The organism is Pontibacter deserti (genome assembly GCF_023630255.1).
In the GTDB taxonomy this organism is placed as follows: Bacteria; Bacteroidota; Bacteroidia; order Cytophagales; family Hymenobacteraceae; genus Pontibacter; species Pontibacter deserti.
The window spans coordinates 577,257-596,867 of sequence record NZ_JALPRS010000001.1 but is presented as its reverse complement, the minus strand read 5'-3'; the positions used below and the strand labels follow the sequence as shown (position 1 = coordinate 596,867).

The 19,611-nt window shown below is 42.3% G+C and carries 20 protein-coding genes; 6 read left to right on the top strand and 14 right to left on the bottom strand.

Features of this window, described 5'->3' with window-relative positions; genetic code table 11:
• Nucleotides 1-37: 37 nt before the first annotated feature.
• The 9 genes from MJ612_RS02550 to MJ612_RS02510 form a co-directional block, all read right to left on the bottom strand.
• Nucleotides 38-952 (bottom strand): M28 family peptidase, encoded by a 915-nt coding sequence (locus MJ612_RS02550; protein WP_187029142.1) that lies wholly within the window; start codon nt 950-952, stop codon nt 38-40.
• 56 nt (nt 953-1,008) lie between these two features.
• Nucleotides 1,009-1,209: a hypothetical protein gene (locus tag MJ612_RS02545; protein WP_187029140.1), complete on the bottom strand. Its 201-nt coding sequence runs from the start codon at nt 1,207-1,209 to the stop codon at nt 1,009-1,011.
• Nucleotides 1,210-1,328: 119 nt separating this feature from the next.
• Nucleotides 1,329-1,922: a hypothetical protein gene (locus tag MJ612_RS02540; protein ID WP_187029138.1), complete on the bottom strand. Its 594-nt coding sequence runs from the start codon at nt 1,920-1,922 to the stop codon at nt 1,329-1,331.
• A 137-nt stretch (nt 1,923-2,059) separates the two neighbouring features.
• Nucleotides 2,060-2,956, bottom strand: a complete 897-nt coding sequence (locus MJ612_RS02535) for a M48 family metalloprotease (RefSeq protein ID WP_250419030.1) — start codon at nt 2,954-2,956, stop codon at nt 2,060-2,062.
• Between the two features lie 201 nt (nt 2,957-3,157).
• Nucleotides 3,158-3,709 (bottom strand): hypothetical protein, encoded by a 552-nt coding sequence (locus MJ612_RS02530; RefSeq protein ID WP_187029136.1) that lies wholly within the window; start codon nt 3,707-3,709, stop codon nt 3,158-3,160.
• A 177-nt stretch (nt 3,710-3,886) separates the two neighbouring features.
• Nucleotides 3,887-4,543, bottom strand: a complete 657-nt coding sequence (locus MJ612_RS02525) for a porin family protein (protein ID WP_187029134.1) — start codon at nt 4,541-4,543, stop codon at nt 3,887-3,889.
• Nucleotides 4,544-4,766: 223 nt separating this feature from the next.
• Nucleotides 4,767-5,405, bottom strand: a complete 639-nt coding sequence (locus tag MJ612_RS02520; RefSeq protein WP_187029132.1) for a porin family protein — start codon at nt 5,403-5,405, stop codon at nt 4,767-4,769.
• Between the two features lie 202 nt (nt 5,406-5,607).
• A complete protein-coding gene (locus MJ612_RS02515; RefSeq protein WP_187029130.1) occupies nt 5,608-6,141 on the bottom strand; it encodes an outer membrane beta-barrel protein in 534 nt (177 codons plus the stop codon).
• 227 nt (nt 6,142-6,368) lie between these two features.
• On the bottom strand, nt 6,369-8,630 hold the full coding sequence (locus MJ612_RS02510) for a Tex family protein (protein WP_187029128.1): 2,262 nt from the start codon (nt 8,628-8,630) through the stop codon (nt 6,369-6,371).
• A 234-nt stretch (nt 8,631-8,864) separates the two neighbouring features.
• On the opposite strand from MJ612_RS02510, the gene MJ612_RS02505 reads away from it, so the two are divergent.
• Together MJ612_RS02505 and MJ612_RS02500 are read left to right on the top strand one after the other, a co-directional pair.
• Complete coding sequence (locus MJ612_RS02505; protein ID WP_250419029.1) at nt 8,865-10,226, top strand: neutral/alkaline non-lysosomal ceramidase N-terminal domain-containing protein; 1,362 nt, start codon at nt 8,865-8,867, stop codon at nt 10,224-10,226.
• A 731-nt stretch (nt 10,227-10,957) separates the two neighbouring features.
• Nucleotides 10,958-11,521 (top strand): hypothetical protein, encoded by a 564-nt coding sequence (locus MJ612_RS02500; RefSeq protein WP_187029124.1) that lies wholly within the window; start codon nt 10,958-10,960, stop codon nt 11,519-11,521.
• Between the two features lie 53 nt (nt 11,522-11,574).
• Here the strand turns inward: MJ612_RS02500 and MJ612_RS02495 are convergent, their stop codons facing one another.
• Nucleotides 11,575-12,042 carry a peroxiredoxin gene (locus MJ612_RS02495; protein WP_187029122.1) on the bottom strand — a complete coding sequence of 156 codons (468 nt, stop codon included), beginning with the start codon at nt 12,040-12,042 and terminating at the stop codon, nt 11,575-11,577.
• A gap of 120 nt (nt 12,043-12,162) precedes the next feature.
• Between MJ612_RS02495 and MJ612_RS02490 the strand changes: the two genes are divergently transcribed.
• The 3 genes from MJ612_RS02490 to MJ612_RS02480 are packed head-to-tail and all read left to right on the top strand — an operon-like array spanning nt 12,163 to nt 15,658.
• Nucleotides 12,163-12,852, top strand: coding sequence for a glycosyltransferase family 2 protein (locus MJ612_RS02490; protein WP_187029120.1), 690 nt, complete (start codon nt 12,163-12,165; stop codon nt 12,850-12,852).
• A gap of 8 nt (nt 12,853-12,860) precedes the next feature.
• Nucleotides 12,861-14,327 (top strand): cellulose synthase family protein, encoded by a 1,467-nt coding sequence (locus tag MJ612_RS02485; RefSeq protein WP_317233015.1) that lies wholly within the window; start codon nt 12,861-12,863, stop codon nt 14,325-14,327.
• The gene (locus MJ612_RS02480) at nt 14,324-15,658 is read left to right on the top strand and encodes a glycosyltransferase 87 family protein (protein ID WP_187029118.1); all 1,335 of its coding nucleotides are present in this window, start codon (nt 14,324-14,326) and stop codon (nt 15,656-15,658) included. The genes MJ612_RS02485 and MJ612_RS02480 overlap by 4 nt, the downstream gene beginning before the upstream one ends.
• Nucleotide 15,659: 1 nt before the next feature.
• On the opposite strand, the gene MJ612_RS02475 is transcribed toward MJ612_RS02480, so the two are convergent.
• Together MJ612_RS02475 and MJ612_RS02470 are read right to left on the bottom strand one after the other, a co-directional pair.
• The gene (locus tag MJ612_RS02475; protein ID WP_250419028.1) at nt 15,660-16,379 is read right to left on the bottom strand and encodes a DUF2461 domain-containing protein; all 720 of its coding nucleotides are present in this window, start codon (nt 16,377-16,379) and stop codon (nt 15,660-15,662) included.
• Entirely contained in the window at nt 16,357-17,229 is an 873-nt protein-coding gene (locus MJ612_RS02470; RefSeq protein ID WP_187029116.1) for a hypothetical protein, read from the bottom strand. Before MJ612_RS02470 ends, MJ612_RS02475 begins: the two co-directional genes overlap by 23 nt.
• A 194-nt stretch (nt 17,230-17,423) precedes the next feature.
• Between MJ612_RS02470 and MJ612_RS02465 the strand changes: the two genes are divergently transcribed.
• Nucleotides 17,424-18,509 (top strand): L,D-transpeptidase family protein, encoded by a 1,086-nt coding sequence (locus MJ612_RS02465; protein ID WP_187029114.1) that lies wholly within the window; start codon nt 17,424-17,426, stop codon nt 18,507-18,509.
• 1 nt (nt 18,510) lies between these two features.
• Here the strand turns inward: MJ612_RS02465 and MJ612_RS02460 are convergent, their stop codons facing one another.
• Both MJ612_RS02460 and MJ612_RS02455 read right to left on the bottom strand, forming a co-directional pair.
• Nucleotides 18,511-19,113 (bottom strand): TIGR04282 family arsenosugar biosynthesis glycosyltransferase, encoded by a 603-nt coding sequence (locus tag MJ612_RS02460; RefSeq protein WP_187029113.1) that lies wholly within the window; start codon nt 19,111-19,113, stop codon nt 18,511-18,513.
• Complete coding sequence (locus tag MJ612_RS02455; RefSeq protein ID WP_187029111.1) at nt 19,103-19,606, bottom strand: rhodanese-like domain-containing protein; 504 nt, start codon at nt 19,604-19,606, stop codon at nt 19,103-19,105. The genes MJ612_RS02460 and MJ612_RS02455 overlap by 11 nt, the downstream gene beginning before the upstream one ends.
• Nucleotides 19,607-19,611 lie beyond the last annotated feature (5 nt).

The following is a 19,611-nucleotide window of genomic DNA, read 5'->3' as shown; positions in this document are numbered from 1 at the left end:
TATTGGCTTTTCTATTGCTGTTAGCCTTCCAAAAAGATTATTTCCTTGGAGGCAGCTTATCCATGTTCTTATCCATCAACAAAATAAAGTCAATTACAAGACTTGCTGCATCGGGATAAAATAACTGATTAACCTCTTTAAAATCGTCTGTAGGTTTATGGTAGTGAGGATGGTCTTCTACACCGAAGTATAGATATGGGATATCGCGCTTATGGAACTGGTAATGGTCCGATTGATTTGTCCAGTCGTTATGGCCGAGCTGAGGATCATCGTGGCCTAACACAAGCCTGGCATGTTTGCGTGGTTTTACCTGAGTTACAAAAGCTTTAAGCTCAGGATTATGGAAGGATCCGCTGGCATATAATTCACCTTTGCTGTTAATGCTGAGCATGTCCATGTTTATATTCAGCAGGATATTCTGCAGAGGTACAGGCGGATTATCCAGGAAAGCCCCGGCGCCTTGAAGTCCCATCTCTTCAGCATCTGGAGCTAAAAAAATCAGGGTATGTTCAGGAGCATGTTTCTTAAAAAAAGTAGCTGCTGCCAGTAAAGCACCGACACCCGATGCATTATCATCGGCCCCGTTGTATACTTCCCCTTTTCTTACACCAACATGGTCGTAATGCGCTGTAATTACTATAGCCTTCTCAGACCTGCCGGGAATATAACCTACTAGGTTAACACCATCCAGGTCAGCAGCATTTTTGCGGGCTATTTTAAAAGGTTGCCTGTAGTTATTGTTAAAGGCTTTGAGACCAATTTCTGAGAAGCGCTTGATGATGTATTCTTGGGCCATTTGGTTGCCCCGGCTGCCGCTTGAACGGCCTTGCAGCGAATCTGCTGCTAGTATGCGAAGGTCTTTAAGCAATTGGCCGGACTGCAGCATAGATTGCTGTGCATGTCCGGCCAACGGCAAGGCTAAAAAAGCCCCAAGTATAAGTTTATATATCATAGGTCAAAGTAAGTATAAGCTGCTTAAATAAACAACAGCTCCCCTACCAGGACCAACTACCAGCGTACCCAGCTTTTCTGATCGCGGATAGCCTGCTGTTTATTATAGTTCTTAAAAGGGTCGCTAGAGATTTGAGTTACCACATAGTCAGTCTGAGCGAGAATATTTCCCATTTTAACCCAGCCATTAAACATTGTATTTTTTACAGTGCCAATTGCTGTTTGTTCTTCGCGGATAACGTTTACGTTAGTGTTCATTTCCTTTGGCTTTTAGTTGATTATACAGGCTCAACAGTAAAAAAGCAAGGAATGTGCCAACCTACGACGGATTTTTTAAAAAGTTATCAAAACTTATAATATTATCTAAAAATATTACATTACTTAGTTAAAGTTATGTAAGCTGGTAGCTCAAAAGGACCTACAGAGGTCTGAATAGTTGGTTTTATCTGTAATGAAACAGCAGGCTTATCACTACCATTCTGATTCAGAAGACTTGCAAGTTGCATGAGTTGGTTTATATCTACGCGCCCCTGATCTTCAGCCAGTTTTACAGCTGAAGCTACAGTAATCGTATTTAATCCGTCTTTCAGTTCAACAGGCTGATTCACTAGGCCACTAACCGCTTGCTTTCCATCTACCATCAGTTGCCATTTCAATTGTTCAACGGTCATGGTTCTGTCTTTGCTGCCTTCTGGTAGTGTAACACGCAGACCTAAGGTAGAAGTAGCCGAGAGATCATTTTTCGAAATAGCACTGAAGAGCTGCGCTGCTTCAGAAAAAGAGAAGTCGCTTACATCCGTTTTATTTAGCAGGCTTACACCATTTAAGTTAACAGCATTTACTCCAGCCAGATCATAATCTGCTTCTTTAAATGCATCAATATCGCTTTTAGTACTGCAGCCCAGTATAAACAAAGGCAAAAGCAACAAAAAAGTATAGTATAAAAGTCTGGTTTTTTTAGTCTGAATCATGAGCTAAAGATAAATATAAAGCTTAAAAGATCTGTGTTATACTTCGCAAAGTAGTAACGACAGTCATCCTAAGGTATACGAATAAGTTAAGGGTAATATAAAACAGAAGCGGCTACCTGATAGTAGCCGCTTTATACTTAAGTCAGATAGCCTACCCGCTGGCCCTGTTGGTTTACCACCGATCCTTTAACAGTTACAAAAAGAGGCTGTAAATGTTCGCTTTCTAAATAATAAGGATAATTGCGGTTATTGGTCTTAACCAGTTTGCCTATAATTTTTAAACCATCGTTGGTAACATGTACCAACTGCATGCGGGTGGTCAGGTAAAACTGCTCGCCCGGCGCTCCGGAAAAATGCACACGGCTTAGTACATAACGGCTGTCTAATGATACGTTTCTGGTTTGCGTTTGCTTTATTGAAGGGGGCCTTGCCACTACTTCATTCCGATCGGGTTGTGGCCCTTGAGCACTTGCCATCAACTGCGCATCAGCATTTCGCCATCCTTTACTGATAGATGCTAACCTGTAGCTTCGCCCCGGATGTGTAGCCGAAGTATGATCTTCAGAAAGGAGATTAATAGCAGCCTGTGCTTCTGCAAGACTTGCGCCCATTTTACGCAGCACAAAACCAGAGAACTCATCGGCTTCAAGTTCATCAGCAGGGTTACTGCCAGCTCTTGTTAACGTGTGTCCGTTCAGGTGATGACCAATTTCATGAGCCAGTATACTTACACCACCCCAGTCAGTGTGTACAGCGTTATTTATGGCAGCCAGGAAATCCTCATTATAAAGTATATACCTTTTGCCATTATACACAACAGCTGCTGCGTTCTCAATATCAGCAGCCCGGAGCTCAAAGCGGGGTTTTAAACCTACTACATCAATAATTTCTTTTACAATATCACGCGCACCGGCTGGTGCACTTACCACGGCCTCAGCAGCTTGAGTAGTTGCTGCCTGCACACCAAGCGCCGGAGCAAGAAGCAGCGCCAGTGCAAGGGTTGTTTTCTTTATCTCTCTGAACATCGCTTTCATATTAATCTACACCAGGTAATGTTCCTGTTAAGTAACTCTACATAAGCAACTTTGCTGCCAAACATATGTAAGGCACCCATATACAAAGGATTTTTTTAAGCGAAATTTATATCCAGTATAACGCTTAATTGAGGGAGATATTTTTACACTACTAAGGCTGTTTATACTTTAACTAAAGTGGTATACTGAAGTATAAACTAATTAATTAACTGCAGGCTGACCAACAGTAATATATTCCGGAACGGTAACATCTCCTACAGGTGTATTTATAGTTGGCTTGATACGGAAGATTAGGCGATCCTGCACATCTTTACCTTTTGCAATAAGTGTTGTTAGCGTTGAGAATCCTTCATAATTCTGCAGCCCCTCTACCTCGGCCAGTCTAACTGTTGTAGTTAACGGCAATTTATTATCTCCGTTCTGCAGGTTTATCGGCTCCAGTACATTTCCGATAAGGGTTTCTTTTCCATCTACTAATAACTGCCACTCCAGTTCGGTTACCTGCATTGTTCGTGTTTCCTCAGGTTCCTGCATCTGTACATCGAGGTATAAAGTAGTGGTGGCGCTTAAATTATTGGTTGTAAAAGCAGTTAACAGGCTATCTCCTTCCGATGTCCTGAAATCGAAAGGGGTGCGTTTATTGGTTACATCTATTCCGTTTAGCCTTAGATCTTCTATACCTTGAAGCTTATAATTTGCTTCAGTAAAGGCTTTCAGGTCGCTGGCCTGCTTACAGGAGAAGCTGCCTGCCACTAAGAGAATTAAGCTAAAACAAAAAGTTAAATTTCTGATAATTAGATTCATCTGAAGTAATTTTATACTTAACCAAACAAAAAACGCACCAGTTAAAGTTTAGTGTAAGGCTCAGAAGTATATAAAAACAAAAAAGGGCCTGCTCTCACAGTGCCTTTTAAGTATAAATTGTTTTGCCTATAAACCGAACAGGTAAGCTACTGATACGCTGACACCGTTATTCTTTAGCTTTGCGTCATCATCTGTGTCGTAAACGCTGGATAAGCCGGCGCCATAGCGTACATCAACATTAAAAGTACCAGTACCTATCAGGTAAGCCAGCCCAAGGCCAATACTTGCCCCTGCTTCAAACTGGTTTTCTATGCCATCATCTTCATTATCAAAATCAATATCTTCGCTGAAATCCATCCCATCTGATTCAAAAGTGTCTTTACCACCCATCCAGTAACTGAAAGTAGGACCGGCAGTAACAAAACCCTTCAGCTGAGGAGAACCAAAAGATAGTTTTGCTAGAACAGGTACATCTATGTAATCATATTTACCTGTTACAGTCTCATCTGCGTCTTCAAATCTGTAGCCTTTTTGTGTGTACAGAAACTCAGGTTGGATGGAGAACACCTCGCCGAGCATAAAGTTAGTTGCTAGCCCTACCTGCGCACCGGTTGCTGCCTTTACTTCATCATTCCAGTCATCGGCATACTGGCTGTCATCGCCGGTTACTACTTGTGTGGCAAAGTTTAAGCCCACCCGAGGGCCAATTGATACAGTTTGTGCCGTTGATGTAAATCCTATACTTACTATAAACAGCAAAACGAGGAAAATTTTGATCTTCATAAAGAGTTATAAATAATACTGTGTTTCCAAAATATTTTAAACAGCTTTATATGTAAAACCGCAGCTTTGCATACGAATACATCAACGTTGAAGGTCACAATATTAAGTATACCCAATGCCTTTTATTTTTTATCTAATTCTATTCTGAACCTGATGTTACAATTCATACCAATAAAAAAGGCCCTGCTTTCGCAGGGCCTTTTTTATTAAACTTTAGTACTGATTACAAACCAAACAGGTATGCTACAGATACACCAAATACACGGTTTCTAGTTTTTTCTTCATCACCTTCAGTTTCGTAAAGGCTAGAAATACCTAAGCCGTAACGAACATCCAGGTTAAGTGTACCAGCACCTACCTTGTAGCCTAAACCTACACCAAAGCTAGCTCCAAGTTCTAATCTGTTGTCTTCATCTTCAAACTCAAGATCTTCTTCTTCCTCTTCGCCATCAAATTCCATTTTCATTTTGCCATTCATCAGGTAACCTGCAGTAGGACCTGCTGTAACAAAACCATGAAGTTCCTCTGTTCCAAAGTTTACTTTAGCAAGAACTGGAAGCTCCAGATAGTTAGTCTTAACTTTCATAAAGTCACCATCTTCTCCTACTTTAAAACCTTTCTGAACTAAAAGAAGCTCTGGCTGAATTGAGAACATGTCATTAATCATAACATTGGCAACAGCACCAATCTGTACGCCTGCGTTTGACTTAATTTCTTCATTGAATTCATCTGAATCATCGCCTGCAATGCTAATTTTAGCAAATGTAGCACCCACGCGAGGACCAACGGAGATTGATTGTGCCATTGATGTAAACCCTAGGCCTACAACAAAAAGCAATGCTAGTAAAAATTTGATTTTCATAAAAAGGAATTAGATTAAATTGTAATACAAAGATTGACGTTTAATATATATAATTCCAAATATTTAAGAATAAATATTTTATATACCTTATGTTATACACCTGGCATAACTACAATCTCAATTCGAAGTGGTTCAAAAGTAAAAGGCACAGCTTTAAGCTGTGCCTTTTACTTTTGAAGGTATTATCTTATTCAGATAACCTTTATTTAATTCTGTAAGAAATACCTGCGCTTAAAACAAATTGGGCACCATCAAAAGTCTCATCTTCATCGCCACCCATTAATTTCAGCTGGCCATCTAAGCTAATTTTGTCAGCAAGTGGATATAAAATACCTGCGCCTAAGTTAAAGGTTGTTAAATTGCCTGTATCAGAGTCGCCTTCCCACTTAACTTTAACGCTCTGAACAGCAAGACCTGCAGTACCATAAAGTGACAGACCATTTGCATTAAAATAGTAACGGCCATCAAGGTTAAGCACGCTTGGAATAATTTTAGTTTCGCCTATTTTAGTTGGGAAAAATAAGGTATAAGTCGGAGCAATGCTGATAGCGTCTGTGAAGAAGTACTCACCACCTAAGTTAATACCTAAACCCATTTTCGCATCACCATCATCATCAACTGAAGCTTTTGTACCTAATGCTAAACCTGCTTTAGCGTTAATTTGTCCTTGTTCCTGAGCCATTGTTGCACCAGTGGCCAAAACTACCAGCCCTAATGCGAGTAATATTTTTTTCATGATTTTATAAGTTTGGTTGAAAGATTTAAAACAAATTTTCAAACAAAAATCATAATATTCAAATTATAATATATTTTATTAAAAATTATAATAGGAATAAGTATAGGGTTGATGTATTTCTTAATCTATTTGGTTTTAGTAGTACTTATTCATTTGGAATAGAATTAAAAACAAGAAGCACAGCTTTTTATAAGCTGTGCTTCTTGTAGAAAGTACAAGTATAATGTTTACTTGAACATCCCTTTCAGTTTGGCCAGTTTCGCCTGGAAATCATCCATCGGCTCTTCTTCTTTTTTGTTACCGCCTTTGCTGTTGTTTCGGTCTCTGCTAGCAGCAGGCTTCGGAGCAGCAGGGTCGCCTTTCATGCTTAGTGAGATGCGCTTGCGGTTAGTATCTACTTCCAGCACGGTAACTTCCACCTTCTGCCCCACTTTCACTACATCATGCGGGTTGCTCACAAAGCGGTCGGATAAATGGCTCACGTGTACTAAACCATCCTGGTGTACCCCGATATCCACGAAAGCACCAAAGGCTGCCACATTTGTTACTATACCCGGCAGCTTCATGCCTTCGCGTAGGTCTTTTATCTCATTAACTCCTTCTGTAAAGCTAAAAGCTTCAAAAGTCTGGCGCGGGTCACGGCCTGGCTTGGCAAGTTCACTGATGATATCCTGCAGGGTTGGCAGACCTACCGTTTCAGTAACATAGTTCTTCAGATTTATCTGCTTCCGTAGCTCATCCTTCTGCATCAGGTCCTGCACAGTTACGCCCAGGTCTTTTGCCATCTGCTCTACAATCGGGTAACTTTCCGGGTGTACTGCCGAAGCATCCAAGGGGTTTTTCGCATCCCTGATTCTTAAGAAACCAGCTGCCTGTTCAAAGGCTTTGTCTCCTAAGCGCGGCACTTTCTTTAATTCAGTACGGGTACGGAACGGGCCATTTTCGTTACGGTACTCTACAATATTCTGAGCCAATGCTGGACCTAAACCAGATACATAGGTTAAAAGCTGTTTACTGGCAGTGTTTACTTCCACACCTACAGCATTCACACAGCTCATCACCACATCATCTAAAGAGTGTTTTAAAGCTGATTGATCTACATCGTGCTGGTACTGCCCAACACCTATACTTTTCGGATCTATTTTTACCAGTTCAGCCAGAGGATCCATTAATCTGCGACCAATAGAAACAGCACCACGTACAGTTACATCCTGATCCGGGAATTCTTCGCGGGCAACATCGGATGCAGAGTAAATAGAAGCGCCACTTTCATTCACCATCACCACCATTACAGATGCAGGTAGTTTCAGGCTTTTCACAAACGCTTCTGTTTCACGGCTGGCAGTACCGTTACCAATAGCAATGGCTTCTACCTCAAAACGTGTTACCATGTAACGAACAGCCTGCGCAGCTTCCTGCTCTTTATGCTGCCCTGTATGCGGATAAATAGTCTCGTTATGTAGCAGTTTGCCCTGCTTATCCAGTACAACTGATTTCACACCTGTTCTGAAACCAGGGTCCAGAGCCAACACTGTTTTCTGACCTAGTGGCGAGGAAAGCAACAACTGACGCAGGTTATCAGCAAATACCCGAATAGCTTCTTCGTCGGCACGTTTTTTAGAACTTAGTCGTACTTCCGTTTCCATGCTCATTTTCAGCAGGCGCTTATAACAGTCTTTGGCCGCTAGTTTAACCTGCTCCGATGCTGCGTTGTTGCCCTGCACAAATATAGCTTCAAGTTTGGCAAGCGCTTCTTCATCGTCAGGTTGTGCGCTCAGCATCAGTATATTCTCAGTTTCGCCGCGGCGCATGGCCAGCACACGATGCGATGGCGCTTTCTCAATTGGTTCTTCCCACTCAAAGTAATCCTTGAACTTCTGCCCTTCTTCTTCCTTGCCCAGCATTACCCGGCTCTTAAACACACCTTTCTTCTCGAAGAGCTGGCGCATGGTAGCACGGGCATCGGCATTCTCGTTCATCCATTCAGCCATAATATCGCGGGCTCCGGCAAGTGCTTCGGCAGTATCTTTCACTTCTTTCTCTTCCGAAATAAAGCTGGCAGCCTCTGCTTCTACATCAAAGTTTTCCTGCTCAAACAGGCGCTGTGCCAGTGGCTCAAGCCCTTTTTCACGTGCTATAGTTGCTTTGGTGCGGCGCTTTGGCTTGTAAGGCAGGTAGATATCTTCCAGCACAGCCATGGTTTCAGCAGCCATGATCTGCTCTTCCAGTTCCGGTGTAAGCTTTTCCTGATCCCGGATAGATTTAAGTATACTTTCGCGGCGCTTATCCAACTCTCGAAGCTGCTCCAGGCGGTCACGGATAGCGGCAACCTGTACTTCGTCAAGTGAGCCGGTTGCCTCTTTTCGGTATCGTGATATAAAAGGCACAGTTGCACCTTCATCCAGTAACGTAGCTGTTGCTTCGATCTGTTTGATGGTGATGTTAAGCTCCGAAGCAATTTTGAGCAAATGGTTGATGTTGAAATCCATAGGCAATTAACTGATAAGATCAGTAGTATTAAGTAAGTTTAAATAAATATCTCTTTATAGTTTCTCCGGCTAATTACCCGCAGTTTCATGTTCACAAAGCCATATCCGGTTATAGTGCCGGTTTTCAGAAAGCCAAATTTATAGTTTATACTTTAATTCCTAAACTTGTTTGATCTGTAAAATTGTATAATGTACAGCTTAAGCGAGCAGAAAAATTGTAGTAACTTGCAATGTTTGAAGAAGAGATCCATCTATCGTATTCTGCGTAAAGCGCTTTATTTTCTGCTGCCATTGCTGTTGCTGCTGGCCTGTGCTATTCGTCGTAACGATGCCACACCTTTTGCCGAAACCGTTTATTATAAGGAAACAGTTAATTCACTGCAGCAGCATAGGCCTATTATTTCAGAAGCAGATACCTTGCAGGTTGGCTGGGCAAAGATAAGTATAACTCCACCTCCGCCTTTTCCGCTAGCTGGTTATGGCAAACGACTTGGTAAAGCATACACCGAAGTACACGATTCTGCTTATGTCAGGACTTTTGCTTTTAACAACGGTAAACAGGAAGCTTATTTAGTAGCTCTGGACCTGCTTATTACACCCATGACGCTGACGAAAGCTCTGGAAGCGGCAAGTATAAAAGCGGGTTTAAAACCAGAACAGCTATACTTATCAGCCACACACACACATACCAGTTTTGGCGGTTGGGGTGAGAACCTGATGGGTTGGGTAATGGCCGGCAAGTATAGCCAGGAACAGGTCAATAGCACAGCAGATCAAATCATCCAAAGTATAAAACTAGCCAAAGCCAATGCTCAAACTGCTAAAGTAGGTTACGGAAAAGCTATTGCCGGGCACCTGGTAGGAAACCGATTGAATGGCGAAGAAGCAGTACGTGATACTACCGTGCGGTTTATAAAGTTTGAACAGGCAGATGGAGATGTGGCTGTATTGGCTACCTTTTCTGCCCATGCTACTGTGTTACCATCCAAACAACAGATTCTATCCCGCGATTACCCTGGTGCATTAGTTACAGCCCTGGAAAAGCAAGTTGATTTTGCAGCCTTTTCAGCTGGAGCGGTTGCGAGCCATAGGCCTGTTTACCAGCATGGGGATACTTTTATAAGTGTAGATTCTATGGGCAATCAATTGGCTAGGGTTATACTTCCTGAATTACCGAAGGTAAGCATGGACTACTCCTATAAACTTGGCTATAACAGGCTGCCCTTACTATTACCTGACCCGGAATGGCGGATAGGCGATAATTACCATCTGGCTCCATGGTTGTTCTATAACTTGTTTGGCAAATACCCATCCTTTGTAACCTCGTTGCAAATAGGTGATATTATACTTGCCGGAGCACCTGCCGATTATTCAGGAGAATTTTTACCACAACTGGAGCAACAGGCATCACAGCAAAATCAGAAACTGATAGTTACCGGGTTTAATGGTGGCTACATGGGTTACCTGCTACCATCAAGGCACTATAACCTTGATGCCTACGAAGCGCGGGGTATGAACTTTTATGGACGCTGGGGCGGAGATTATCTCACGGCTATATTTAAGAAAGTAATACAGGCCCACCAGAACAACAAATAACTACAACTGGCCTGGTAAAAGGCATTTGTTGCTTCAAGTACAATTCCCTAGGCAATAACATTCTTCAATTTGTAGAAAAATCCAATGAATCTTATTGCACAATAACCACATTACAATTAAGTTCTTCAAATTATCCAAAACATATCTTTTCACCAGAAGTTTAATCTTACAAAGACAGTGCAATTTAGAGAACTGTTAATGTACAACTGATGATGTAATAAGATGGAAATCTGGATGACGTATATTACCTCAGCCGTTATACTTGCAACATTTATAATATACATCGCATTGTTGGGTTTTATTTTAACCTGGGTATATCATGATGCAGAATTGCGGGGTATTAATGGCTGGTTGGTTACAGCTTTCACTTTTTTCTCGGGTACAATAGCCGGAACATTTCTATGGTTATTAATCCGACCAAAGGTGAAGCCACTAGTAATAAATTATTGATATAGTAGTTAAAGTATAACTGTCGGTTAGCAGCGTAGTAATAAGCGGAAAAAGTAGATTGTTGGGTAGTGTTGATGTTACTTTTTTTGCTGAAGCTCCTGAGAGCCGACAGTTTTTATTTGCAGGTATTACCCCCTCCTCAAGTTCCTTTCTGAAGCAGATTTATATACACAATAAATGTCTAAACATTAAGTATGATAAATAGTCGTAATATTTATCAAAATATTTAATTTTAAGTTATTTATAGTGTATTTTGCATCTGTTTTAATTAACATTCACCCATGAAAAGAACTTATACCTCAATTGTTAGCTTGCTCTTGGGCAGCTTATTTTTATATTCCTGCGAAACGTGTGAAAACCCTACAATAACTCAGATCTCAGAAGCTGATGTTGCCTGGTTAGCTTACAAAGAAAACAGCAGAGTTAATTTCGAAAATGAAGTAGGCGATATTGCACCTTATAAATTTATCAGTGCTGTTGCTCAGAACGTACCTGGAGAAGGTTATTCTCTGGGTGACGATTGTATTGAAAAACTAGATTCACAGGCCTCCTTAACAATACAGGATACTACCAGAAAACATCTTAATTTATCTACTTATATCCTGCGTCGCCCTGATTCTCTGACAGTAAGATTAGCTGTTCAGAACCGTGGTGACTGGCCAATAGATAAAGATAACCCTACTTATCCGTCTTATGATGTAAATGGTCATCAGTATTTTAATGTATTTGAAGTACTTCCGGACAGCACTAAACCAAATAGTGTTAAGCAAATTCTTTTCAATAAAGAATTCGGTTTCCTTCATGTATCATTCTATGATGGAAAATCCTTAACACTGAAGCGTTAAATTCATGCAAATTATAATTAAAAAAGGCCTGCTGTTCAGCAGGCCTTTTTTAATTATTTCTTATTCATACTTTTCAGTACATCAAGTGCATTCTTCACATGTTCCAAAGGTTTTGTCATGGAGTTGAAGATGTAGCGTACTACCCCGTTTTTATCAATTACATAAGTAACGCGGCCAGGTATAATACCGAATTTGCGAGGTACGCCAAACATGTTGCGCACATGATTCCCCTGATCGCTGAGAAGTATAAAAGGAAGATGAAAATTTCGCTCGAATTTATCATGCGAGTCTGCGCTGTCGCTGCTTATGCCTACTACTTCAGCATCATACTCTTTAAAAACTTCATACTGGTCACGGAATTCGCAGGCTTGTTTGGTGCAGCCGGGTGTATTGTCTTTCGGGTAAAAGTATAGCACCACATGTTTATCTTTCAACTGGTCTTTTAACCTGAATACACTTCCGTCTGGCTTAATCAATTCAAAATCCGGGGCTTTATCCCCCACATTTACTTTCTGACTCATCTGGTTTTAACTTGTTTGTTCTAGTTAAACACTATGTTGTTATAAAAGTTGGCAGTAAAGGTAAAGTTGTTTCTGGTATCAGTAAGTATAAATGGGCATCTTTGCAGTTCAACCTGAACTATGGCACGCGTAAACGTCATTATCCCGGCATATAACGAAGAGCTTTCAATTGGTAAAGTAGTAGCTGCCATACCAGCTTTGGTAGAGGATGTAATTGTAGTGAATAACAACTCAACTGATCGCACCGCCGAAACTGCCAGCTTAGCCGGAGCCACCGTTTTACTCGAGCCTAAACCTGGTTACGGACATGCCTGCCTGAAAGGGATTGCCTATGTCGCAGCAAAACCAGTAGATACCCGCCCTGATATTATCGTTTTCCTAGATGGCGATTTCTCTGATTACCCGCACGAGATGCCTCTACTTTTGGAGCCTATACTTTCAGGTGCAGTAGAAATGGTAATCGGATCGCGGGTGTTGGGTAAAAGAGAAGCTGGTTCGTTGTTGCCACAGCAACTGTTCGGAAACTGGCTGGCTACTAAACTGCTACACTTACTCTATGGTGTAAAGTATACCGACTTAGGGCCGTTCCGGGCTATAAAACTGGACACGCTGCTGGCTTTAAATATGCAGGACCGTACCTATGGCTGGACCGTAGAGATGCAGGCAAAAGCAGCTAAAAGGAATATTAGATCAGTAGAGGTACCGGTCTCCTATCGTAAGCGCATTGGTGTATCTAAAGTATCGGGAACTATAAAAGGCTCCGTGCTGGCCGGCTATAAAATTATTTTCACGATATTTAGGTACATATAACTGCATAAATGATGACGCTGGTAGCAACTATAGTGGTAGTGGTATATAGTCTTTGTCTGGCCTTCATATTCTGCTATAGTCTGGTACAGCTGCACCTTACCTGGTTATACCTTACCCGCACGCCAACACAAGTTCCGACTGTAATTCCGAAAGATTGGCCGACTGTAACAGTGCAGCTACCAGTTTATAACGAGCGCTATGTAGTATCCCGGTTAATAGATGCTGTTGCCGCTTTCGATTATCCTAAAGATAAACTACAAATACAGCTACTGGACGACTCCACTGATGAAACCACAACTTTAATTGCTGAAAAGATAAAGCTGCTGCAAAGCCATGGCCTGACACTCGCGCATGTAAGACGAGGCGACCGTACAGGCTTTAAAGCTGGTGCCTTACAACATGGCTTGGCAAGTGCTACAGGGGAGTTCATCGCTATTTTTGATGCTGATTTTGTGCCTTCCCCTGATTTTCTAAAAAAAACTATAGTTGCTTTTACCAAACCTCAGATTGGTGTTGTGCAAACCCGCTGGGGACATCTGAACAGAGATTATTCGTTACTTACCAGGCTGCAGGCGTTTGGTTTGGATGCACACTTTACTGTGGAGCAACAGGGTCGCAACAATGGCCATTACTTTATAAATTTTAACGGTACAGCCGGTGTATGGCGTAAAACCTGTATAGTTGACGCCGGTGGCTGGCAAGCCGATACTCTTACAGAAGACCTGGACCTGAGTTACCGCGCACAGTTAAAGGGCTGGGAGTTTGTGTACCAGGAACAAACCGAGTCTCCGGCAGAGCTGCCTGCTGAAATAAACGGACTGAAATCGCAGCAATACCGCTGGACAAAGGGCGCTGCAGAAACAGCCCGTAAACACCTGACTGATGTTTTAATATCTCCAAAGCCGTTACATGCAAAGTTGCATGCCTTATTCCATCTGCTTAACAGCAGTGTGTTTGTATGTGTACTACTCACGGCTATACTTTCTATACCTGTTCTTTTTATAAAAGAAAGTAATCCTCAGTTTGATTGGGTATTTAATTTAGGAGCTATTTTTATAATAAGCTTTCTGGCCTTGGTTACTTTTTACTGGGTATCTGCAAGCAGGCGTGGAGTTAGTAAGGCAGCTATCCGTTTTATCCCAGAATTTTTAATGTTTCTTATCATGTCGATGGGGATGTCGTTGCATAACAGTGTGGCTGTTTTGGAAGGGTATATGGGGCGTAAAACACCTTTTATCCGGACTCCGAAATACAATATTGTAAAAGCGCAGGACAGCTGGCAGAAAAAACTTTATACCTTACCAACTATACGTATCGTTACATGGCTCGAAGGGTTACTGGCTTTATACTTTGTATGGGGCATTTGGCTCGATCTGCAACTAAAAGATTATGGGTTACTGCCATTCCATAGTATGCTGGCAATGGGCTTTGGGTTAGTGTTTTTTTATACATTGGCACATTACAAGAAGGCATGATCAAACGACGCCGGACGATTGCTGCTTATGTTGTACTTGGAGCTTCATCCATAGTATATGCTGCGTTGGGCTACGCTACGCCCCGGGTAAATTTCACACAGCTGGTGCTGCTGTTTGCGGCCTGCTTTGCAGCGTATGTATATGTTGTGAATCAGCGGTTACCGGTGTGGCATGGCATTGCAGCTGCTATTTTTTTTAGGTTGATTTTGCTCGCAGCCACTCCCCTGCTTTCAGATGATTATTTCCGGTTTATCTGGGATGGCAGGCTAATGGCAGCAGGTATAAACCCATACTTACATTTACCAGAATACTTTGTGCAGGAAGGCGCTGTAGCAGTGGCAGGTATAAACGAGGCTCTTTACCTGAAGCTCAACTCCCCGGAATACTATAGTGTTTACCCGCCGGTAGCGCAGGCTATCTTTTGGCTATCAGCAAAGCTTTCACCTGAAAGTATATGCGGAAGTATAGTAACTATACGGGTAATGATTATAGCAGCAGAAATACTAAGTATACTACTCTTGCTGCGGCTATTACGCAAAATGGGCTTACCTGACGGATATGTACTGCTCTACGCCTTGAACCCGCTGGTTATACTTGAACTGACTGGCAACCTGCACCTGGAAGCATTGATGATCTTTTTTGTGCTGCTTGGCCTGTACCAGCTTTTTTACCAGCGGGTAGTTTGGGCAGGTTGTGCTTTTGGCCTTGCCATAGGAGTTAAATTATTACCGCTGCTATTCTTACCGTTTATGTGGCGCAAATTAGGCTTTAAGCGGTTTGTATATTTCTTAACAGCTGTAGGGCTTACACTTTTAGTGGTTAGTTTCCCGCTGATAAACCTGGAAGTAATAGAACATATGGCAAAAAGCGTGAATCTATACTTTCAGCGGTTCGAGTTTAATGCCAGTGTGTATTATTTAATGCGATGGGCCGGAATTCAACTTACAGGCTATAACCAGATCGCGGTGATCGGGCCATTTCTTTCGCTGGTAACATTTGCTATAGTAGTGACCATGGCAGCAGTTAAAAAGTTAGGCTCTGTAAAGAGATTGATGGGTTATATGGCCGCTGCACTAGCTGTTTATTTACTTTTGGCAACTACAGTACATCCGTGGTACATTACAACACTGGTAGCACTTACTGCAGCCAGCTTGTTCCGGTTTGCTATTGCTTGGTCTGGGTTGGCCATATTAAGCTATGCAGCTTACCGCACCAGTTCTTTCAACGAAGATACCGCACTTATAACGCTGGAATACACCCTGGTGCTGCTGTGGCTGCTGGTAGAACTATACCTGTACCGCCAGCGCCGCAAACATGCAAACCTGACGTAACTTAATCTTCCCCGATCTCTTTTAAAGGCGCTGTCAGAAAATCGTTGAAAGGTTTCAGGCTCTTGAATCCATCCATCACTACAGCCATGAAATCATTACTCAGCACCTGTTTATCTGTTAGGGGCATAACAGCATTCCAGCTTTTAAAGCGCAGGTATTCTATAGCAGGGTTTTCTTTTTCGTAACCTTTAGGTGTAGTTTTTAGCTGCTCGCCCTGCAGGTCTCCAAACTTCTTTTTAAAAGCCGTAGCTTCAACTATAGCCTTGAACTCATGCAGGTTATAATCAATCTCCTGCCGCACAGCTTTTAGGTAATCTGCGGGTGGCATCCAGAGTCCGCCGGCCAGAAAAGAATTGTTATTACCAGCCAGGTGCAGGTAGTACCCCGGAAGTATAGATTTACGGCCACCATCAGCTACATAGGCACCAAAATGATCTTTGTAGGGTCGTTTATCATTGGAGAAACGCACATCCCGGTAAATTCTAAAAACCAGATCTTTACCTGTTTGTGCATTGGCCACTGGCTCAAAGCGGGCCATTTCTTTCAGCATCTCATCCAGAAAATCCAGGTAGTTCTTGCGTGCTTTTTCGTAACGTGGCTTGTTCTCAGCGAACCATTCGCGGGTGTTGTTGCGGGCCAGATCTCTTAAAAACTGAAGTGTGCTTTTATCTATAGTTGCTGACATGGTTGTTTTATAGTTAGTTGCCTTGCCAGTAGGCATAACGGCTTATCTTTTTCAGTTCCAGTTTACGGCCATCCCAGGTTTGTTGCCGGATTAATGTGTTCGGGTATTCAGTAGCAAACCAGTAGCTGTTAATTTTATCCGGAGCAAGTTGCACCTGTACCTGCCATACTTCTCTATTGTTTATTGTTGCTTTCTTACTTGTGATGGTAGCGTTATATGCTACAGGTTGCGTGGCCTTGTTTGTTTGCTGCGTTTCTGCAATATCGGCTTTAAAAGTAAGGCCGTTCCGGAAGCGCAGTGCTCGCAAAGTATAGGGTAACTGATCTTCGAACAACAACTCCTTCTTCAGTTTATAGTTGCCTTCGCCCTGCCCGTCGAAATACGAATTATAGTTTAAATTATACTTATCGCCGGAATCGGTAATGGCTTTAAACGTGTTGCCACACCACTCCTGCGACGATGTGGTTTGTTTATGCAGATGCCACGGTTGTTCGCGTTTAATAAATACTGAAGTAAGGTAATGATAAGGGTAGTTATCGGTTGGGATACGGCAGAACTGGTTCACCTTCATCACCGGGAAAAGATCACCGCGGATATAGTCGTCTGTTTTAGCATTGTGCTCATTATTAAAATCTTCTTTTACCGTAATGATCGTGAAATCGAAACTGCGCTTTTTGCCGTACACCACCCGCTCTGCATCATATATTGCTACTTCGGCCAGTCCATCATCCCAAAGTTTGTGCATCGCCCAGTCAGCATTAAAATTAGGAGCTATGGCTTTGTAGCCTTCGGCATTTTCTGCTTGTTGTCGGTTGGTTCCGGCATCGGAGCAGGCTGATAATAGCAGAAGTATAAAACTGTAAAAGTATAGTTGCTTAAAGTGCATTTAGCAGTTGATTTGAAAGTATAACCTAAGTACAGATGATATTTTGATGATTAACCATACCACAAGTTAAAATGTTATCAGTTTAAAACTATACTATAAAAATGCTGGTCCGTAGATAAAAGTACAGACTCTCTTATTTTATCATGTTTTACTGGTGTGTAGCGGTGCTTTTACTCTATCTCCCTTTCAGGAGTATGGCACAGCTTTCGGATCCGGCATGGCTAAACCCGGAGCGACAGACACAGTTGATGCAGCAGGCAATTGAACTATACAGTTGTATTGCCAACACAAACGACTGGCACACATTACCAACAGACCTGCGACTGAGCCCCGGCGATACAAACATAGTTGTACCTAAACTGCAACATAATTTATTACTTACCAAAGACCTGGGGTTTGAGCACTGCGATTCTACAACTGTTTATGACTCGGTGTTGGTTGCGGCAACTATAAACTTCCAGAAACGCCATGGGCTGAAACCAGACGGACTTGTAGGTGCCGGAACCGTGGCTGCTATTAATGTGCCGCCATCCCGAAGAGTTGAATTATTAAAAAACAACCTGCATCGCTGGAACACAACTACCACCGAGCTTGAGTTTCCTGTTGTAATGATCAATATTCCTGATTTCAGGCTATACCTGCTGGATACTTGTGAAGTTCTGCTGCAGATGCGGGTAATTATTGGTGAGAAAGCTACGCCAACCTACCTGAATAAAACGGTACTGCAAAGTATAGTTGTAAACCCGATCTGGAACCTGCCACGCTCTATAGCCGTGAATGAGATCGTGCCCATTCTGCGCCGAAACCCGAACTACCTCTATAAACGAAATATGCGGGTATACCATCATGGCAAACAGGTAAACCCCTGGCGGATTAACTGGAAAAAGATCAATGCAGGCAATTATGATTTTCAGATAACACAGCTACCGGGTAAGCAAAATGAATTAGGAGAGCTGAAATTTTTATATGTAAGCAAGGCCAACCAGTACATGCACGATACGCCTCGTAAACAATTATTTAAGTACGAGCAGCGCGATTTCAGCCATGGATGTATACGGCTTCAGAAACCTTACGAACTGGCTTTATACTTGCTGAAAGAACGGTCGGGGCAAACTGAAAAGAAAGTGAAAGAATTGCTGGCCAGGCGGGACCGGAACCTGTATCTTAGAATCAGAAAACCGATGCCGCTGCTTATACTTTACCAGACCTGCTGGGTCAGCAAGGAAGGCCAGGTGCAGTTCCGGCCTGATGTGTATGGTTATGAAAGCCTGAAGTTATAGTTCAGGAATCTGCCAGCCAGTCGAAATCCACATCCTCTACGTGGTCTACATCCGATAGCTCTGGCAACAGTTTATGCGACAGGTGCAGCCGCTCCACATCATATATGGTTTCAGCAAAAACGGTGGCTGTGCTCCACGTTTTATTCTGAAATAACTCCGGGTATAGTTTGTTCATGCCCAATAAATAATAGCCGCCGTCTAGCGCTGGCCCAATTACTATCTCATGAGTTTTCAGGACATCAAATGCCTGTTCTATTATTTCCTGGGTAAGCTGTTTGCAGTCGCTGCCGATAATAACTACAGAAGTATAGCCTGCCGCAAAAGCATCTTCAAAAGCAGTCTGCATTTTCTGGCCAAGGTCGCCTTCGGCTTGTAGGTTGTGCTGGTAAATTTCTTTCGGCCACATGCTATCATCTACAATGTTATCAGCAAAGTATACGGCTTTTGCAGCATCTAACTTTTCAGTTATCTGGCGGGTATGTTGCAGCAAATGGATATAAATTTCAAGTGCTACTTCCGGGCCAACAGCTTCTGCTAGGCGCGTTTTTACTTTACCTAGTTCAGGGGCACGAACAAACAGCAGCAGCAGTCCTTTATTGTCCATATACTTTGTCTCCTTTTGTTAACCAGAATCCCCAGAATCTGGAATACGCATGTATACGTTCTGTTTGTCCTTTGGCATCAAAAACCGGAAAACCTTTATTAACCCAGTTAAAGATACCGCCCCGCAGGTTTAACACATTTGTATAACCGGCCTCTTGTAATGCTACGCCTGCTTTAGAGCTGCGTACTCCAACTGCACAATAAAGTATAAGCTTAGCATCTTTCGGAATATCAGCCAAATCATCAACCTGAAATGTGTTATAGTTAACAAACCTTGTACCCTTCAAGTGGCTAATTTCATACTCCTCGGGTGTGCGCAAATCAAGCAGTACATAAGGTTGTTCCAAGGCATACAGATCTTCGGGATCGATGTTGGGTACAGCCTGGTTGGAAACAGTACTTGTTATCAAACTATAAGCATAGTTCTTCCCCAGATCAGTAAAAAATATACTTGCCGCTAAAACCACAAGTATAAAAAGTATTCTTTTTGGCATCAGTT

Excerpts from the sequence above, each read along its gene's own strand:
- MJ612_RS02485 (WP_317233015.1), top strand. The coding sequence starts at position 12,861 with ATGATGACGCTGGTAGCAACTATAGTGGTAGTGGTATATAGTCTTTGT.
- MJ612_RS02525 (WP_187029134.1), bottom strand. The coding sequence starts at position 4,543 with ATGAAGATCAAAATTTTCCTCGTTTTGCTGTTTATAGTAAGTATAGGA.
- MJ612_RS02520 (WP_187029132.1), bottom strand. The coding sequence starts at position 5,405 with ATGAAAATCAAATTTTTACTAGCATTGCTTTTTGTTGTAGGCCTAGGG.
- MJ612_RS02480 (WP_187029118.1), top strand. The coding sequence starts at position 14,324 with ATGATCAAACGACGCCGGACGATTGCTGCTTATGTTGTACTTGGAGCT.
- MJ612_RS02535 (WP_250419030.1), bottom strand. The coding sequence starts at position 2,956 with ATGAAAGCGATGTTCAGAGAGATAAAGAAAACAACCCTTGCACTGGCG.
- MJ612_RS02455 (WP_187029111.1), bottom strand. The coding sequence starts at position 19,606 with ATGCCAAAAAGAATACTTTTTATACTTGTGGTTTTAGCGGCAAGTATA.
- MJ612_RS02540 (WP_187029138.1), bottom strand. The coding sequence starts at position 1,922 with ATGATTCAGACTAAAAAAACCAGACTTTTATACTATACTTTTTTGTTG.
- MJ612_RS02470 (WP_187029116.1), bottom strand. The coding sequence starts at position 17,229 with ATGCACTTTAAGCAACTATACTTTTACAGTTTTATACTTCTGCTATTA.
- MJ612_RS02550 (WP_187029142.1), bottom strand. The coding sequence starts at position 952 with ATGATATATAAACTTATACTTGGGGCTTTTTTAGCCTTGCCGTTGGCC.
- MJ612_RS02475 (WP_250419028.1), bottom strand. The coding sequence starts at position 16,379 with ATGCCTACTGGCAAGGCAACTAACTATAAAACAACCATGTCAGCAACT.
- MJ612_RS02460 (WP_187029113.1), bottom strand. The coding sequence starts at position 19,113 with ATGGACAATAAAGGACTGCTGCTGCTGTTTGTTCGTGCCCCTGAACTA.
- MJ612_RS02545 (WP_187029140.1), bottom strand. The coding sequence starts at position 1,209 with ATGAACACTAACGTAAACGTTATCCGCGAAGAACAAACAGCAATTGGC.
- MJ612_RS02510 (WP_187029128.1), bottom strand. The coding sequence starts at position 8,630 with ATGGATTTCAACATCAACCATTTGCTCAAAATTGCTTCGGAGCTTAAC.
- MJ612_RS02495 (WP_187029122.1), bottom strand. The coding sequence starts at position 12,042 with ATGAGTCAGAAAGTAAATGTGGGGGATAAAGCCCCGGATTTTGAATTG.
- MJ612_RS02465 (WP_187029114.1), top strand. The coding sequence starts at position 17,424 with ATGGCACAGCTTTCGGATCCGGCATGGCTAAACCCGGAGCGACAGACA.
- MJ612_RS02500 (WP_187029124.1), top strand. The coding sequence starts at position 10,958 with ATGAAAAGAACTTATACCTCAATTGTTAGCTTGCTCTTGGGCAGCTTA.
- MJ612_RS02515 (WP_187029130.1), bottom strand. The coding sequence starts at position 6,141 with ATGAAAAAAATATTACTCGCATTAGGGCTGGTAGTTTTGGCCACTGGT.
- MJ612_RS02490 (WP_187029120.1), top strand. The coding sequence starts at position 12,163 with ATGGCACGCGTAAACGTCATTATCCCGGCATATAACGAAGAGCTTTCA.